The organism is Paracholeplasma morum, assembly GCF_016907055.1.
GTDB classification, from domain to species: Bacteria; Bacillota_I; Bacilli_A; order Acholeplasmatales; family UBA5453; genus Paracholeplasma; species Paracholeplasma morum.
The window spans coordinates 56,203-72,820 of sequence record NZ_JAFBBG010000006.1 but is presented as its reverse complement, the minus strand read 5'-3'; the positions used below and the strand labels follow the sequence as shown (position 1 = coordinate 72,820).

The 16,618-nt window shown below is 35.2% G+C and carries 17 protein-coding genes; 11 read left to right on the top strand and 6 right to left on the bottom strand.

The window, feature by feature from the left end:
- The first annotated feature begins 5 nt into the window (after positions 1 to 5).
- Both JN09_RS04285 and JN09_RS04280 read left to right on the top strand, forming a co-directional pair.
- The gene (locus JN09_RS04285) at positions 6 to 1,451 is read left to right on the top strand and encodes a V-type ATP synthase subunit B (RefSeq protein WP_204433057.1); all 1,446 of its coding nucleotides are present in this window, start codon (positions 6 to 8) and stop codon (positions 1,449 to 1,451) included.
- On the top strand, positions 1,444 to 2,061 hold the full coding sequence (locus tag JN09_RS04280) for a V-type ATP synthase subunit D (RefSeq protein WP_204433056.1): 618 nt from the start codon (positions 1,444 to 1,446) through the stop codon (positions 2,059 to 2,061). Before JN09_RS04285 ends, JN09_RS04280 begins: the two co-directional genes overlap by 8 nt.
- Before the next feature lie 423 nt (positions 2,062 to 2,484).
- Here the strand turns inward: JN09_RS04280 and JN09_RS04275 are convergent, their stop codons facing one another.
- From JN09_RS04275 to yidD, 4 genes are all read right to left on the bottom strand, one after another.
- Positions 2,485 to 2,676 carry a hypothetical protein gene (locus JN09_RS04275; RefSeq protein ID WP_204433055.1) on the bottom strand — a complete coding sequence of 64 codons (192 nt, stop codon included), beginning with the start codon at positions 2,674 to 2,676 and terminating at the stop codon, positions 2,485 to 2,487.
- Positions 2,673 to 4,649, bottom strand: a complete 1,977-nt coding sequence (feoB, locus tag JN09_RS04270) for a ferrous iron transport protein B (protein ID WP_204433054.1) — start codon at positions 4,647 to 4,649, stop codon at positions 2,673 to 2,675. Before feoB ends, JN09_RS04275 begins: the two co-directional genes overlap by 4 nt.
- Positions 4,646 to 4,888 (bottom strand): FeoA family protein, encoded by a 243-nt coding sequence (locus JN09_RS04265; protein WP_204433052.1) that lies wholly within the window; start codon positions 4,886 to 4,888, stop codon positions 4,646 to 4,648. The genes feoB and JN09_RS04265 overlap by 4 nt, the downstream gene beginning before the upstream one ends.
- Positions 4,889 to 4,989: 101 nt before the next feature.
- The gene (gene yidD, locus JN09_RS04260) at positions 4,990 to 5,223 is read right to left on the bottom strand and encodes a membrane protein insertion efficiency factor YidD (RefSeq protein ID WP_204433051.1); all 234 of its coding nucleotides are present in this window, start codon (positions 5,221 to 5,223) and stop codon (positions 4,990 to 4,992) included.
- A 115-nt stretch (positions 5,224 to 5,338) separates the two neighbouring features.
- On the opposite strand from yidD, the gene fusA reads away from it, so the two are divergent.
- The 3 genes from fusA (at position 5,339) to hpf (ending at position 8,422) form a co-directional block, all read left to right on the top strand.
- Positions 5,339 to 7,402 (top strand): elongation factor G, encoded by a 2,064-nt coding sequence (gene fusA, locus JN09_RS04255; RefSeq protein ID WP_204433049.1) that lies wholly within the window; start codon positions 5,339 to 5,341, stop codon positions 7,400 to 7,402.
- A gap of 80 nt (positions 7,403 to 7,482) precedes the next feature.
- Complete coding sequence (locus JN09_RS04250) at positions 7,483 to 7,851, top strand: hypothetical protein (RefSeq protein WP_204433041.1); 369 nt, start codon at positions 7,483 to 7,485, stop codon at positions 7,849 to 7,851.
- 25 nt (positions 7,852 to 7,876) lie between these two features.
- A complete protein-coding gene (gene hpf, locus JN09_RS04245; protein WP_204433040.1) occupies positions 7,877 to 8,422 on the top strand; it encodes a ribosome hibernation-promoting factor, HPF/YfiA family in 546 nt (181 codons plus the stop codon).
- Between the two features lie 81 nt (positions 8,423 to 8,503).
- Here hpf and JN09_RS04240 read toward each other — a convergent pair whose 3' ends face one another.
- A complete protein-coding gene (locus JN09_RS04240) occupies positions 8,504 to 9,106 on the bottom strand; it encodes a superoxide dismutase (protein WP_204433032.1) in 603 nt (200 codons plus the stop codon).
- A gap of 136 nt (positions 9,107 to 9,242) precedes the next feature.
- Between JN09_RS04240 and JN09_RS04235 the strand changes: the two genes are divergently transcribed.
- On the top strand, positions 9,243 to 10,625 hold the full coding sequence (locus JN09_RS04235) for a TrkH family potassium uptake protein (RefSeq protein ID WP_204433030.1): 1,383 nt from the start codon (positions 9,243 to 9,245) through the stop codon (positions 10,623 to 10,625).
- Here the strand turns inward: JN09_RS04235 and JN09_RS04230 are convergent.
- Positions 10,614 to 12,167, bottom strand: coding sequence for an Rqc2 family fibronectin-binding protein (locus JN09_RS04230; RefSeq protein WP_204433028.1), 1,554 nt, complete (start codon positions 12,165 to 12,167; stop codon positions 10,614 to 10,616). The genes JN09_RS04235 and JN09_RS04230 overlap by 12 nt on opposite strands.
- A gap of 149 nt (positions 12,168 to 12,316) precedes the next feature.
- On the opposite strand from JN09_RS04230, the gene gmk reads away from it, so the two are divergent.
- The 5 genes from gmk to JN09_RS04205 are packed head-to-tail and all read left to right on the top strand — an operon-like array spanning position 12,317 to position 16,539.
- Positions 12,317 to 12,937, top strand: coding sequence for a guanylate kinase (gene gmk, locus JN09_RS04225; RefSeq protein ID WP_204433027.1), 621 nt, complete (start codon positions 12,317 to 12,319; stop codon positions 12,935 to 12,937).
- A gap of 2 nt (positions 12,938 to 12,939) precedes the next feature.
- The gene (rpoZ, locus tag JN09_RS04220) at positions 12,940 to 13,167 is read left to right on the top strand and encodes a DNA-directed RNA polymerase subunit omega (protein ID WP_235985186.1); all 228 of its coding nucleotides are present in this window, start codon (positions 12,940 to 12,942) and stop codon (positions 13,165 to 13,167) included.
- Positions 13,168 to 13,219: 52 nt separating this feature from the next.
- The gene (uvrC, locus tag JN09_RS04215) at positions 13,220 to 15,010 is read left to right on the top strand and encodes an excinuclease ABC subunit UvrC (RefSeq protein WP_204433025.1); all 1,791 of its coding nucleotides are present in this window, start codon (positions 13,220 to 13,222) and stop codon (positions 15,008 to 15,010) included.
- On the top strand, positions 14,991 to 15,833 hold the full coding sequence (locus JN09_RS04210) for a 3'-5' exonuclease (RefSeq protein ID WP_204433023.1): 843 nt from the start codon (positions 14,991 to 14,993) through the stop codon (positions 15,831 to 15,833). Before uvrC ends, JN09_RS04210 begins: the two co-directional genes overlap by 20 nt.
- A 1-nt stretch (position 15,834) precedes the next feature.
- Positions 15,835 to 16,539, top strand: a complete 705-nt coding sequence (locus JN09_RS04205) for a class I SAM-dependent methyltransferase (protein ID WP_204433022.1) — start codon at positions 15,835 to 15,837, stop codon at positions 16,537 to 16,539.
- Positions 16,540 to 16,618 lie beyond the last annotated feature (79 nt).

Genomic DNA, 16,618 nt, shown 5'->3' with positions numbered 1-16,618 from the left:
AAGTTATGAATCTACAATATAAAGGACTAGATGAAATTAACGGGCCACTCATTTATCTAGAAAAAACCGAAAATGTCGGCTATGAAGAAATGGTCGAAATTAAGCTTAAAAATGGTGAAACACGCTATGGAAGGGTAGTGCAAATTGAAGGCGATAAAATCGCAGTTCAAGTCTTCGAAGGCACACAAGACATCTCTTTATTTAATACGCTATCGAAGTTCACTGGGAAACCCGTTGAAATGGCGTTGTCAAAGGAAATCCTAGGACGCACATTCAATGGTTCTGGTAGACCAATCGATGGACTTGGAGATGTTTTCGTTGATGAAAAACGTGATATCAACGGATTGCCTCTAAATCCAGTAAGCCGTGTTTACCCAAGAAACTATATTCAAACTGGTATCAGTTCAATTGATGCGTTAACAACACTCATTCGCGGACAAAAATTACCGATTTTCTCAGGTTCGGGGATGCCACATAATGAACTGGCCGTTCAAATTGTAAAACAAGCTAAAATTGCCGATGGCAATGGCGATAATTTCTGTATTGTGTTCGCTGCAATGGGCGTTAAAAATGACGTTGCAGACTACTTCAGAAAGTCTTTCGAAGAAGCCGGAGTCATGCATAAGGTGGTAATGTTTTTAAACCTCTCCAATGAACCGATTATCGAACGTACCCTTACCCCAAGATTTGCCCTTACTGCAGCAGAGTATCTAGCCTATCAACACGACATGCATGTGTTAGTAATCCTTACAGACATTACGGCATATTGTGAAGCGCTTCGTGAGTTCTCAAGTAGCAAAGGTGAAATTCCAGGTAGAAAAGGGTATCCTGGGTATTTATATTCGGATTTAGCAAGCATTTATGAAAGAGCAGGAATCGTTAAGAGCGCTAAAGGTAGCGTTACACAAATTCCAATTCTTACCATGCCTAATGATGACATTACCCATCCAGTACCTGACTTAACAGGCTATATCACAGAAGGACAAATTGTTTTAAGCAGAGACTTAAACCAATTATCTATTTTCCCACCTGTTGGGGTATTACCTTCTTTATCACGTCTGATGAAAGACGGGATTGGTGATGGCTTTACTCGTAAAGATCACTCTAGTGTATCAAACCAATTATTCGCCTCATACGCACAGGTTCAAGATGCAAGAAGTCTAGCTTCTGTTATTGGTGAAGATGAACTCTCTCCAATTGATAGACAATACATAGAATTTGGAAAACTATTCGAAAAACACTTCTTAAATCAAGGGTTCGAAACCAATAGACAAATCACCGACACTTTAGATTTAGGTTGGGACTTATTATCGGTTTTACCTAAAGATGAATTACATAGAGTTGACCAAGATTTATTAGATAAATATTATAGCCATGAGCGTGCAGTCGAAAGGTTCCATATTGCTAACAAAACATACATTAAAGGCATAAAGGATATTCGTCATGAATAATCAAGTATTTCCTACAAAAGGGAATTTGATTGCACTTCAAAAATCTTACGACTTAGCCAAAAAAGGCTATGAACTCATGGATCGTAAACGTAACATTCTAATTAGAGAAATGATGACCATGGTTGAGGATGTTAGACACGTTCGTGCTGAATTAAGTAAAACCTATGAACAAGCCTATCAAGCCTTACAAGAAGCCAATATAACGCTTGGGATCGTTTCTGATATCGCTAAATCAATCCCAATTGATCAAAATGTTTCAGTCAGTTACCGAAGCGTTATGGGTGTTGAGTTACCAATGGTTACTCATGAGGCAGAAATGGTCAAAATTACCTATGGTATTGGTCATACCAACACCAAGTTCGACTTTGCCTATAAATCCTTTCAAAAGGTTAAAGAATTGACTGTAAAACTGGCTGAGATCGATAACGCAACCTATAGACTTGCAAACGCGATTCGTAAGAGTCAAAAAAGAGCTAACGCACTAGAAAATATTGTGATTCCAAGATTTGAAGAAAACATAAAGTTCATTACAGAATCATTAGAAGAAAAAGAACGTGAAGCTTTCACTAGACAAAAAGTTATTAAAAAGAATCAACAAGCAAAGAAATAGAACACTTAGATATCTAATTAAAATAAAAGCTTAACTCCAATAAAATGGCGTTAAGCTTTTTCGTATGCTAAGGCTAGGAGCTGTCTTTTAGCTGTTTGTTCTTAAATAAATGGGCAGTAAGATGAAGACGTTTATAATGGAGTCCATTAGCTAGTGAGTGCTCAAGTATATGGTGTATTCAAAGGAGAAAACACTGCCTATTTTGATATCTTTCAACTCTACGATGATAATATTCATCCAAGTATTCAGATGACTTAGATACAGGTTATCTAGAAAGTATGCAAAATGAAGATGGATCTGTTACAGCCTATGAGCGTGATGAAATGGTGATATTAGTTCAATTACCAAGGCAACGAATACTTTTATATAAAAAACCTATAGCGGAGACTAAAGAGAAAGCTGATAGTCCGCTATAGGTTTTTTCTACTTATTGGTTTTTATGTCGTTTTTTATGTCTTCAAAGATAGATTCAATCGAATGAATCTTTAGATTACAACTGGATTTTTGACTGCAATTACATCCTATACTACCTCTTGTTTTAATGAGTTTATAGTAAATGATAAGCCCAAGCAAACTGCCTACAAATAGTAGAATGATCAGGTCAATTAAGTTCATAAGACGCCTCCTATAAATGTGCCAAGCTGGAAAATAAGAGTAGCAAGTCCATAAGCTAATCCAGTTTGAAATAAAATGGCGATCCAGGTTTTACGACGAGAGCCTAATTCCTTATGCATTGCGCCAATTGCCGCAAAGCATGGTGCAGAAAATAGATTAAAGACCATGAAGGCATAAGCGGATTGAGGGGTAAAGAATTGATAAATCGGCGCATTTAGAATGATATTACCTTCTGTGATCTCTGCTGATAATCCACCAATAACAGCCAATGAGGAGACCACTTGTTCCTTCGCTACAAGCCCTTGAAGTGCCGAGACAGAAGCTGCCCAAGACAGGTCACCTAACATCGGATAAAAGAGGTATGCAAAGCCTCTTCCGATATAAGAAAGCATAGACTCATTAACATCTACACCATACTCTAATCTAAAAGAATAAGAACTTAAAAACCAGATGATGACACTTGAAAGTAAGATGATTGTGCCTGCACGAGAAATGAATTCTTTAACTCTTTCGTAAACATCTCTGAAAACATATCTAAAATTAGGAACTCGATAATTTGGTAACTCTGTAATATAACTTGAAGGCTGTCCTTTGAAAAAGACTGTTTTCATGATGAGGGCAGAAATTAAGATGACAACAATCGAGAACATATAAAGCGAAAACGATACAAACCCGGAGTTATTAGGAAAGAAGAACCCAGCAAATAGTGCAATTATTGGTAGTTTTGCACTACAAGGGATAAAAGGGGTCAACATAATCGAAATACGTCTCTCATCTTGTGACTCAATCGTTCTAGTAGCCATGATTCCAGGCACACTACACCCTGAACCAATGATAAAGGGAATTAATGACTTTCCACTTAACCCGAATTTCTTAAACAATCTATCTAAGAAGAAGGCAATTCGTGTCATATAACCACTGCCTTCTAAAGCAGATATTAGTATAAATAAAATGATGAGCTGTGGGACGAAATTCAATACGGATCCTACCCCAGCAATGATACCATCACTGACGAGGCTAGCCGAAAAGTCATGTGCACCTAAGTCCTTTAAGAAATCAAACATAAACGAACTAAACCTACTAATAGTCCCATCAACAAAATCAACGGTTAATGTCCCAACAACGCCTACCGATAGATAATAGATTAAGAACATCACTAGTCCAAAAATAGGAATGGCTAAAAACTTATTCAAAAAAAGTTTGTCCAAGGATTCTGTTAGTTTGTCACCATGATGAATTCTAACAAATGATTCTTTTTTGATCTTTTCAATGAAGGCATACCTACCAGAAGCAATGATGGTTTCAAAATCATACCCATAAACTTTCTCAAGCGGTTTAGTTAAGGAAGATACATCTATTGTGTGTTCGATAATGGGATCTGATTCTAATAATTTGATGCTTAAGAATCGTTTATTAGGCTCACTGATCTTATCCTCTAAGTATTGAATGGTCTTTTCAATATTAGGGTTGAATATTTTAAGAGGTTTATACTTCAAATAGTCTTTGTTATTGATACACTGAATCAATTTTTGAATGCCGGTTTTCTTTAATGCAGAAATCTCGATAATAGAAGTATTGAGCTTTTGTGACAATAGTTCTTTATGAATCGAGATGCCTTTTTTTACAAAAGTATCAGCCATGTTAAGACAAATAATCATATCAATGTTTAACTCAAGCAGTTGCGTAGTTAAATATAAGCTTCTTTCAAGTTGAGTCGCATCGATGATGTTAATAATCAAATCAATCTTTTCTTGAAGGAGAAATGCCCTTGATATAGACTCTTCGAGTGTATAAGGCGATAAAGAATAAATCCCAGGCAAATCTATGATCTCATGTTTGCCATTATCTATATACCCTACTTTCTGCTCAATCGTCACCCCTGGCCAGTTTCCAATCTTTTGATTGCTTCCTGTTAAGGTATTAAAGAGGGTTGTTTTTCCACTGTTTTGGTTTCCTATTAATGCAATTCTCATAGAATAATGACCTCAATTTGCTTTAAGTCTTCTTTTCTAATACATAAATTGTAATCTCTAATGCTGATATCTACGGGATCACCTAAAGGGGCAATCTTTTTAATGTGGACGATTACACCTGGGGTTAACCCCATATCTAGTAATCGTCTCTTGATTTCTTTTTTGGTTGAGTTTAAACCAATGACTTTGGCAGATTGGTTGAGTTTTACTTTATCTAAAGTGGTAGTCGTTTCAGTCATAAAAAAACACCTCGTTGCTTTCTATAAATAAATATAGAGCATCCAGGGGTTCAATTCAAATAAAGTTATAAAAATTCTAAATAGAAGTATAAATATTACATCTATTTTGATTCCTTAGTTTTTTTCTCAGGAACTGGATCATACTTAGGCTTAAAAAGAGGATTACAAGTCAGTATCCTTTTTGCAGTTAAAAAAGTAGCTTTTGGGAAACTAAAGCGTTCATAACATCCTAAAGCATAATTGGAACAAGAAGGCTTATGTCTGCAGACAAAATGCTTATTTCCAGATAAGTTTTTCTGATACCATTTAATGAGTCGAATGGACTTCTTTTCCATAAAATCACCACCTAAATTATATCACGATATTGTTATTAAAAACATTTTGTCACTCAATTAGATATTATGTTATAATTTAATTAGTAGTGAAACCGATTTCAAGGAGGAAAATGATATGAAGGTTTATGAAACAAACCAAATTAGAAACATTGCCATCCTAGGACATCTAGGATCTGGAAAGACCAGCATTGCTGAAGCGTTATTATTCTCTAGTAACGCGATTCCTTCACGTGGAAGTATCGAAGGAAAGAATACTGTATCAGACTTTATGGATGAAGAAAAAGCAAAACAAGGCAGCCTATCAACAAGTTTAATTCCTGTTGAGTGGAACGGTATCAAACTCAATTTTTTAGATGTACCAGGAACAGAAGAACTTGATAATGAGATAAAGCAATCACTATCGGTTGTTAAGGGAGCAGTTTTGGTCATCGATGCTTCAAAAGGTGTCGAAGTCGGCACCGAAAGATTATGGAATGAAATCCGCAAAATGCATATTCCTGCCGTTATTTTTGTCAACAAGATGGATAAGGAAAATGTTAAATTTGAGGAACTGTTAGAAGAAATTCGTGAGAAACTTGGTAAGAAAGCAGTACCTTTCTGCTGGCCAATTGGAAAGAATGAAAACTTCGAAGGATTTGTTAATGTTATTGAGATGAAAGCACGCATTTATAATGGTGTAGATTCTTATGATGCCCCAATTTGGGAAGAAAAGAAACCAAAAATCGAACAATTAAGAGAAATGATTATGGAATCTGTTGCAGAAACTAGTGAAGATTTGCTAGAGAAATTCTTTGGTGGCGAAGAATTAACAGAAGAAGAAATCAACAATGGTCTTAGAAATGGTATTTATCATGGTGAACTCACTCCATTAATTGTTGGTAGTGCAACTAAGAACATTGGTATTAGAACCATGTTAAGCATGCTATCACAATACTTACCACAACCAGACTCTTTAAGAGCTTTAGAAGGTACGAATCCAAAAACTAATGAAGTTGTTATAAGACATACGAAAGACTCAGAACCATTCTCAGGATACGTATTTAAAACCACAATCGACCCATTTGTTGGTGCGATTAATATGATTAAAGTAAACTCTGGAACACTTAAAACAGGCCAAGAAATTACGATCCATGACACAGGAAAATCTGAAAAGATTGGTGCAATGTTTACAATGATGGGTAAAACTCAAATGCCTGTTGATATCGCCCATGCCGGAGATATGGTGTGTGTTTCTAAGCTAGAGAACATTCATACTGGATACACTATTTCTGATCCAAAAGCGCCAATTTACTATCCAAGAACTGAAACACTCAAGCCAACTATTTATGTGGCAATTACCCCTAAAAACAAACAAGATGAAGATAAGATTTCAAACGCTCTACAACGCTTGAATATCGAAGATCCTTCATTTGAAATTGTAAGAAATAAAGAAACTTCTCAACAACTACTAGGTGGTTTAGGTATGACTCACATCAACTTCATTTTAGACAGAATGAAAACCGTCTTTAAAGTAGAAGTTTCTGTTGAAGAACCTAAAGTTGTTTACCGTGAAACAATCAAAAAGAAAGTTGAAGCAGAAGGTAAACATAAGAAACAATCTGGCGGTGCAGGTCAATTCGGACACGTATGGATTAGGTTCCAACCCTCTGACCAACTCTTCGAATTTACTGAAGAAGTATTTGGTGGAGCCGTTCCTAAAAACTACTTCCCAGCAGTAGAAAAAGGCTTAATAGACACATTTGAACACGGTCCATTAGCTGGCTTCCCAGTCATCTTTGTAAAAGCAACCCTTTATGATGGTTCTTACCATCCAGTTGACTCAAATGAAATATCATTTAAACTAGCAGCATCACTCGCTTTTAAAGAAGCCGTGAAGAATGCTGGACCTACTATACTCGAACCAATCCTTAAGATGTATATTACTGTTAAGGACCAATACGTTGGTGATGTCATGGGTGACATGAACAAACGTAGAGGTAGAGTTCTAGGTATGAGTCAAACAGAAGGCGGTCAAATCATTGAAGCAGAAGCCCCAGAATCCGAAGTACAAAAATACATTATCGACTTAAAAGCGATGACTCAAGGTTCTGGTATTTTCCAAAGAGAATTTGTTCGTTATGAAGAAGTACCTGCTCATTTAATTGACGGTATCATTCAAAAATATAAAACTGATCACTAATTAGAATGAAGACCGCAATTTTGCGGTCTTTTTTATAAGTAATCGTTCATATTTTTTTGTATATATTAGTTGGTGATAGAATGAAATGTTTGATTTGTCGAAGGGAATTCTTTCCTAAAAGAACCCTAAGAACGTTGTTTGTTGAAGAACCTGTTTTCAAGTGTTATGGGTGCGATAGAAAATATGATATCCATCCGAGAGTATCCGTGCTCCCAATCCAAAACTATCAACTTTATTTGATTAGTTTGAATCTTGACGAAAAAGTATCAGACCTAGCTTTTTTACATGAGATGAACGTAATTCTAGAAGATTTATTGAGAAAAACAAAAAAGACGGATACCATCCTATGGATTGATGAGTTTACAGAAGCATTATATCAAGAACTCGAAAAACTCGATTATGGCAATATTTATGTAATTTCCGTTCGACAGCCAATTTTTTTGGTATAATATAAGTGTAAGGGAGGATATGCATATGAAATATGATATCATTGGAAAAAACGGTTTTGAACCAACCGAAGCAATCAAGAATTATGTGATTAAAAGAATGAACAAAGTCGTCTCCTTTTTCGATCCGAAACTGATTCTAGACGTGAGAGTGGTCTTAAAGGTTTACAAAGATCATCACAAGGTAGAAGTAACAGTCCCAGCTAAAGGCATCATCCTTAGAAGTGAAACAAGTGATCAAGACATGTACACAGCGATTGATAAATCTGTTGATAAATTGATCTCTCAAATTCGTAAACACAAGGAAAAATTAAAAGCGCATTTAACTAAGAAAGGCAACTCTAAAGTATTCTCTGATGACTTTGAAACAGAAGCCATTGAAAAAGAAATTCTTGCTAGTACAGTTGTTAAGAATAAGGAAGTTAAACTTGAACCAATGACGGTTGAAGAAGCCTTAATGGAAATGGAAATGTCAGGTCATGACTTCTATGTATTCCTTAATCAGGCCACAAACAGAGTCAATGTAGCTTACATAAGAGAAGATGGCGACTACGCTGTCATCGAAACAAAATAAACCAAAAGCCACTTTTGAATAAAAAGTGGCTTTTCTTGATAAAAAGAGGTTTGGCATATGCCAGACCTCTTCAATTTTGTGTTACTTAGCTGCTGTAAACTTTTCAGAAACGATATCCCAGTTAATAACTGAGAAGAATGCTTCAACATAGTCTGGACGTCTGTTTTGGTAGTTTAGGTAATAAGCATGTTCCCAAACGTCTAAGCCTAAGATTGGTGTGCCTTCAGCAAGTGGTGTATCTTGGTTTGGTGTTGAAGTAACCACAAGACCTTTAGGTGTAACTACTAACCAAGCCCAACCTGATCCAAAACGAGTTTTAGCTGCATTTCCGAATAAAGTCTTGAAGTTTTCAAATGAACCAAATGCATGGTTGATTGCTTCTAGTAAAGCACCTTGAGGCGCTTTAGCACCGCCTGGAGTTAAGATTTCCCAGAATAATGTGTGGTTATAATGTCCGCCACCATTATTTCTAACAGCCATACGGATGTCTTCAGGGATTAAGTTAAAATCCGCTAGAAGAACTTCTAGTTTTGTAGTTAATTCAGGGTGTTTTTCTAGTGCTGCATTCAAGTTTGTTACGTATGCATTATGATGCTTTGTATGGTGGATTTCCATAGTTCTTGCATCGATTGCTGGCTCTAATGCTTCATAAGCATAAGTTAATTTAGGTAATTCGTATTTCATGTATAAATCCTCCTTATTTCTATACCACCATTTTACCCCACGAAACATGTTTATACAAATTATATGCTTATTTATAATTAAGAGTATTTTTACCTATAATAAAAATGTGGTATAATTTCAACGATAGAGGTATTATATGAAACTTTTAAAACGAATCAAGAAAATATTATTTGTTACGCCAGCGAGAACCATACTTACGATTTATCTCTTATTTACTTTAGTAGGGTCTTTTTTATTATGGCTTCCAATATCTCTAAAACCTGGTGTTAAATTGGATTTTATTGATGCGGTTTTTATCGCAGTATCGCAAATATCTTCAACAGGGTTATCGCCTGTATCGCAAGCGGATACCTTTAGTTTAATTGGTGGAGTCATTTCGATTATAATCATTCAAGTTGGTGGTTTAGGTATTATATTACTTGTGGCTTCCTACTGGGTCATCATCGGAAAGAAAATAGGTATTAAAGAACGAAATATTATTGCTGCTGAGCAAAATCAGTTTTCAGTTAAGGGGATCATCAAACTAATTACCAATGCAGTAATCGCAATCTTTGCATTTCAAGCAATTTATATTGTGTCAATGACACTATACATCTACATTGCTCAACCCTTTAGCGCTTCATTTGGAGAGTCACTGTTTCATGCGCTGTATTTAGCAGCTTCATCGTTTGCTAATGCTGGATTTGATTTCTTACCGACTAATAACAGTTTTGTTGTATTTAGGGGTCAAGTATTTCCACAAGTTATGACCATGATTATTGTCTTTGTTGGTGGGGTGGGTTTTTGGCCATTAGCAGAGTTTACTCTATGGATTAAAGCGAAAATCCGTAAAACCAAACATAAAATATCATTCATCACCAAATTATTAGTTACTTCGCATTTTCTATTTTGGATTATTTCAGCATTGGTCTATTTCGTTATGGAGTATGAAAACTCAATGAAAGGACAATCCTTAACCAATATATTCTTGGATGTCTTCTTTATGAGCAATAGTGCAAGAAGTGCTGGATTTTATAACACAGATATCACCAAGTGGACAGAAGCAACCAGACTATTTTATTCAATGTTAATGTTCATTGGGGCTGCGCCAAACTCATCCGGTGGTGGCATACGTATGACGACATTTTTCCTACTTGCAAGTGGATTAATTTCATTTGGTAGACACAGAAAACAAGTCTTTTTTGCAGGTAAAGCGATTAAAGATGTTGCGGTTAGAAAATCCTATATGGTTTTCGCTTTAGGGATAATACTAGTGATGTTTTCGACACTATTGGTTTCGATTATCGAACCTAATAGATGGTCAATTATGGAAGTAGGATTCGAAATATCCAGTGCGTTCGGAACAGCGGGGTTGTCGTTAGGATTAATTCCTTATTTATCAGTATGGTCCAAACTAATCTTCATCGTCAATATGTTTATTGGACGTATCGGAATTTTAACTGCGGTTGCCATCTTGGAAAATAAAAAAGAGACGACAAACGTCGTCACTTATGCTGAAATCGATATGTTAGTAGGGTAAGTCTAGTAGGTTTAGATCAATATCAATATAGATGGTCTTCTGATCCTTATAACTCACGTTATAACCAGGAAGGCCTTTTATTTTTTTGATGTTTCTAAGGCGCGTATAATCCACAGGAATAGAAGATGAGTTTCTCATAGGACTGTAATATGCAGCAAGCATTGCTGCAGTTCTAAGGGATTTTTCGTGAAAAGCCCCTCTTAGAATTACATGCGATCCACTACCTTGTTTGACGTGAAACCAATAGTCATCTTTTTGACCTAATTCATGGGTCAAATATTCATTTTGTAAAGAGGATTTTCCTATAAACACCTGAAAATCATCGAATGCATAAGAGAGAATCTTAGGTTTTATGGGTTTCTTGTTTTTTTGCTTGTTAACTGCTTGTTTGATTAAACCCGTCTCTGACAATTCGTCTTTTATGTCTTTAATGTCATCATTCTGAGCATAAACTAGGACATCCAGCAACCCTTTATAGTAGTTAAGTAAGTTATTGTTAAGTTCAATTTGGTTTTCTATCGGACGGATTGCCTTTTTAGCCTTATGATAAAGCTTATAGAAACCTTGTGCGTTATCATTAAGGGTTTTTTGTGAGTCTAGTTTAAGATCGTTGAGCGTACTTAATTTCTCATTTAAGTCTAGACCACTCATGTATATGGCATCGGCCATTTCTTTATATTTTTCATAGTTTAAGTTCATCTCTAAATCAGCATTAAGATGAAGAGATTTTGTTTCAAGTCGTTTGATTTCTTTCGCCAAAACCCCTTTAAGCTGAGTGTCTTTTGGAGATTCTTTTTGATCAATTTGTGAAAGCAATTGAGATAACGTTTCAAAGTGTATCTTTGGATAATCTAGATTGATATCGACAGGGCTAAATAGTTTTTTGGATGATTGATATAACGTTGGATTCTTAAGGATTGAATAGGGATTTAAAGCCTTATTCTGATAGATGAAAGTGGCAGTCTGAAGCGATATACCCATAAAAGTATCCATGATTTCTTTTGGGGAATCACATGTTTTTAATAGGTCTAGAGAGTCTTTATCAATTTCTTTTTTATCGATGGTGAAGAATTCAAAAGGTTGATTGATAAGCACACTTCGTTTATCACTTGAAAATTGCTTATAGTGAGCATCTAAAATGATGTTATCTTTGAGAAGAATTAAGTTTGTCGTTCTACCCATTGCTTCAAAAATCACTTTATAGTTGGTATACCCAAATATCTGGTCGAATTTTTGGAAAGAGAATATCAAGACTCTATCTTGTAGGTGTTGCTCCACCGATAGCAGAAGCGCATCTTCAATATGTTTTCTTAACGCATTTAAAAGGTTACTTTTTTCATCAAAAGGCAGATCTTCAGCAGTGATTCTCACGTGTGGGAAATTAGGATTTAGATTGAACCTTAAGTAGAATGAACCTTTTCTGAAAAACTCAAAAGTAAAAACGTCTTTATAAGGTTGACGTATTTTTTTAATTCTAACGTTTTTTAGTTCAGTATTAAGTTCATTCGCCAAGTGGTGAATGAAAAAACCATCTAATGCCATATGATCACCATCAAATAGTATATCATATCCATAGATAATGTGCTAAAATGTAAACGGATTTATACGCTTTTTAGTGGGTTTTGGCTTTACTATTACCTTTTTTTGGGGTATAATTACTTACAATATAATGCAAAAGAAGGGGTGAACGTATGAAATTAAACGATCGTGGATTACTAATTGTAATTTCCGGACCTTCAGGAGTCGGTAAAGGAACCGTCCGCAAAGCATTATTTGACATGCCAAACCATGATTTAATTTATTCCGTATCAATGACCACTCGTGCACCAAGACCTGGTGAAGTCGATGGGGTTGATTACTATTTTGTTTCAAAAGAAGAATTCTTGAAACGCATCAGTGAGAACAAGTTTTTAGAGTGGGCAGAGTTTGTAGGTAATTATTATGGGACGCCACTGGACAAAGTGGAAGAGCAATTAGAGAATGGCAAAGAGGTCGTTCTTGAAATAGAAGTAGAAGGCGCACTTCAGGTAAGAGAAAAAGCTAAAGACGCAGTATTTATTTTCATTGTTCCGCCTGGAAAAAAGGCACTTTACGAACGTTTGATTAAACGTGGAACAGATACGCCCGAAATGATAAAAAAACGCATGGAAAAAGCAGATAGAGAGTTTATGTTGGCACATAAATATGACTACATTGTTGTTAATGATGATGTCAATAATGCCGCTGACAGAATCATGGCGATTATCCGTGCTGAACATGCGAAAACGGAAAGAACCATTCATAGATATATGAAGATGGTTAAGGAGGACTAAAAATGAATTATCAAAAAGACGGTATGAGATACCCATCCATTGACCAACTTTTGGAAAAAATCGATTCCAAATACAAACTAGCTTATGTTGCTGCTAAAAGAGCGAAGTCAATTCAAGCTGAAGGCACCTCGTTGGAAGATGCATTATGCAAAAAACCAGTAGGTATTGCACTTGAAGAAGTTTTACAAGACAAAATCCAAGTAGAATTCCTTGAAAAAGTAGAAGAGTAACTTCTACTTTTCTTTTTTTATATGTTAAAATAGACAAGTAGAGGTGTCGTGTGTGAATAGTCTTCATGAAAAACTAAAAACACTGCCTGATTCTCCTGGCTGTTATTTGATGTTAAATAGTGCTGGGACGATTATATATGTGGGGAAAGCTAAAAACTTAAAAAACAGAGTCAAAAGTTATTTTACTGGCTCACATAATGCCAAAACAACACGGCTAGTTCAAGAAATAGCCGATTTTAATTTTGTTCAAACGAATACTGAACGAGAATCTTTAATATTAGAACTGCATTTAATTAAAGAGAACTTACCCAAATACAATATCAAACTAACCGATGATGCGACGTATCCATTCATTACAATTACCGACGAAAAAGACCCTAGATTGATTGTAGAACGAGAATCTACCAATAAAAAGGGTAAACGATTTGGACCATATCCCTCTGTCTATAAAGCAAGAGATACCGTAAAACTCCTTAATAAAATATACCCGTTGCGAAAATGCGAGACACTTCCAAAGAAGGCATGTCTTTATTATCATATGAATCAATGCTTGGCACCATGTATTAAAAAAGAAGCAATCGACTATAAACCAATCATCAATGAAATATCGGCATTCTTAAAAGGCGATACCAAAAATGTCCTTTCAGAATTGAAAAACGAGATGTATAAAGCTGCAGATGCCCTTCATTTTGAAAAGGCTCAAGAATACAAAGAAATGATTGAGTCGATTGAACATACTACCGAAAAACAGTTGATGAGTCTAAATGATTACAAGGACAGAGATTTTATCGCTTATTTTGGCGACCATGAAGACGTTTCAGTTCAAATCCTTAAGATGAGAAGTGGGAAGATTATCGATATTAAAAGCGATATCTTTAGTTATGTAGGTTCAATTAGTGATGCTGTTAATAACTATATTTTGCAGTATTATGAAGATAAATCCATCGAACCAGATGAACTCTTATTTTCTAATCTTTTCTTACAAGAAGACATTGAGTTAATGTTTGGTAAACACGCAACCATCCCAAAGATTGGCGATAAAAAACAATTGATCGATATGGCATTTAAAAATGCGAAATACGATTTCGAGAATTATAGATATCTAAATAAACTTCAAACTCAAAAACAACAAGAAGCTTTAGATGCTTTTGAGAAACTATTAGGTGTTGCGGATATTAGCCACATTGAGATATTTGATAACGCCCATTTGTTTGGTGCAGACAGTGTATCGGCAATGGTTGTGTTTAGAGATGGAAAACCATCTAAAAAAGAATATAGAAAATACCATTTAAAGAACACTACTAAGATGGATGATTATGGGGCTATTCGTGAAGTTGTCTATCGTAGGTATCAAAAAGTTTTATTAGAAGGACTGGAACTTGCAGATATGATCATTATCGATGGTGGTAAAGGTCAAGTTAATGTTGCTAAAGAGGTATTGGATTCTTTAGGAATAACTACACACTTAATTGGTCTAAAGAAGAACGACAAACACCAACTAGAAGCCATCATTTATAATCAACAAGAATATCCTATAGACAGGTCAAGTTACTTATACAGTTACTTAGGAAAAATGAGTGAAGAAGTCCATAGATTTGCGATTACGTTTCATAAGCAAACCCGATCCAAAACACTGGTTAGATCTTATCTTGACGGTATTATGGGTATCGGAGAAAAAAGGAAACTGGCCATATTAGAAAAATTTGTAACCATCGATGATATGAAACAAGGTTCAATTGAAGCTTATCAATCGATTGGCATTAATGAAACATTAAGAGAAAAAGTCCTGAAGCACTTGGCATCTTTAGAAAGAGAAGAACCAGATGAAAAGAGTCATATTTAGTGTTAATGATCAACAAAGCTACTTTAGTTGTCTTGTTGACGGAAAAATTGAATTTTATTATTTAACCAAATCTCAAGCAAAGAAGTATTTCGCATATTTAGACAAAGGACACATTGTGTCTTTTGAGCTTTATAACAAGCGAAAGATTATTGACAATAGATATGCTTGGCAAGTCGCTTACTTTAGCTTGATTGAGAAACCTTCTTATCGAAAGAATCAAATATTATACGACTTAAAAGACATTAGAAAACAGATGCATAAAGTACTTGATGGATTTGATTACTTACTGTTTTTAGATTTGGAAATGACGATGCCACCGTATTTTAAAGGTCCTTTTGAAGCGGAGGTCATTCAAGCAGGCTTTATTTTGAGAGATAGAAGTGGACAAATCATTGAACAGGATTCGATATTCATCAAACCAACTAAGTATCCTAAGATTAGCCCAAGGACGGTTAAGTTCTTACAAATCACGGACTCCTATTATGAAAAAGCTTTAGATTATGTGCACTTTTATACGAGATTACGTGGTATTATAGATATGTATAATCCAAAGATCGTTGTCTGGGGAAAAAATGATATGATTGCCTTAAAAGCGTCGTATAAAATTAATGGGGTTGATCCGATCACATTTGACGATATGTTTATAAACTTATTGCAAATTCACAAGAACTACTACAACCTATCAGATGATTTAGGGTTATTCAAAGCCTATGAACTTTACTACAACAAAGCTTATGATCAAAGCCATGATGCTTTAGATGATGCCATGGTTACAAAATATGTTTTCGATGCGCTAATTCTACAAATGAAAGAGGTCATGTAAAATGAGTCTATATAATAATTTCGCAGCATACTACGATAAAATATTTCCAAGAAACCCTAAGATTATTGAGTTCTTAGAAAACCAGTTCAAAAAAGGTAAAATCCTTGATTTGGCCTGTGGTTCTGGTGAGTATTCTGTTTCTCTAGCGCATTTAGGGTATGAAGTAACCGGCATCGATATTTCAACTTCGATGATTGAATATGCCAAAGATAAAGCCTTTAGAGAATCGGTCAAAGTTGACTTTCAAGTAGATGATATGCTAAACCTTTCTTCATATGATACCTATGAAGGCATTATATGCATTGGAAACTCGTTGGTTCACTTGAATACAGAAGTAGAAGTCCTAGAAGCAGTTATGAAAATGTACCGTGCTCTTAAAAAAGGTGGAACGGTTGTCATTCAAGTAATTAACTATGACCTTATTTTGGAGAAGAAACTTCCTGGGTTATCTACTGTAACCAATGAACAATACTCTTTTTATCGTAATTATGAGTATGATGGCAGTAAAATCCACTTTAAAACAAGATTAACAGACGGTTTAAGAGTATTTGTGGATGAGACGCTTTTATTGCCTCTAAAACACCAAACCTTAATTGGATTCTTACAAAAAGTAGGGTTCAGTGAAGTGAATACGGTTGGGGGATTCTCTCACAACTCATTCGATTTAAAAGAAGACATTACCTATGTCGTAACTGCAAAAAAATAACTAAAATATGATAAAAGTGATTCCTGAGAATCACTTTTTTTTGTTATTATGGCATAAAAAAATCGTTTGGATTTCCAAA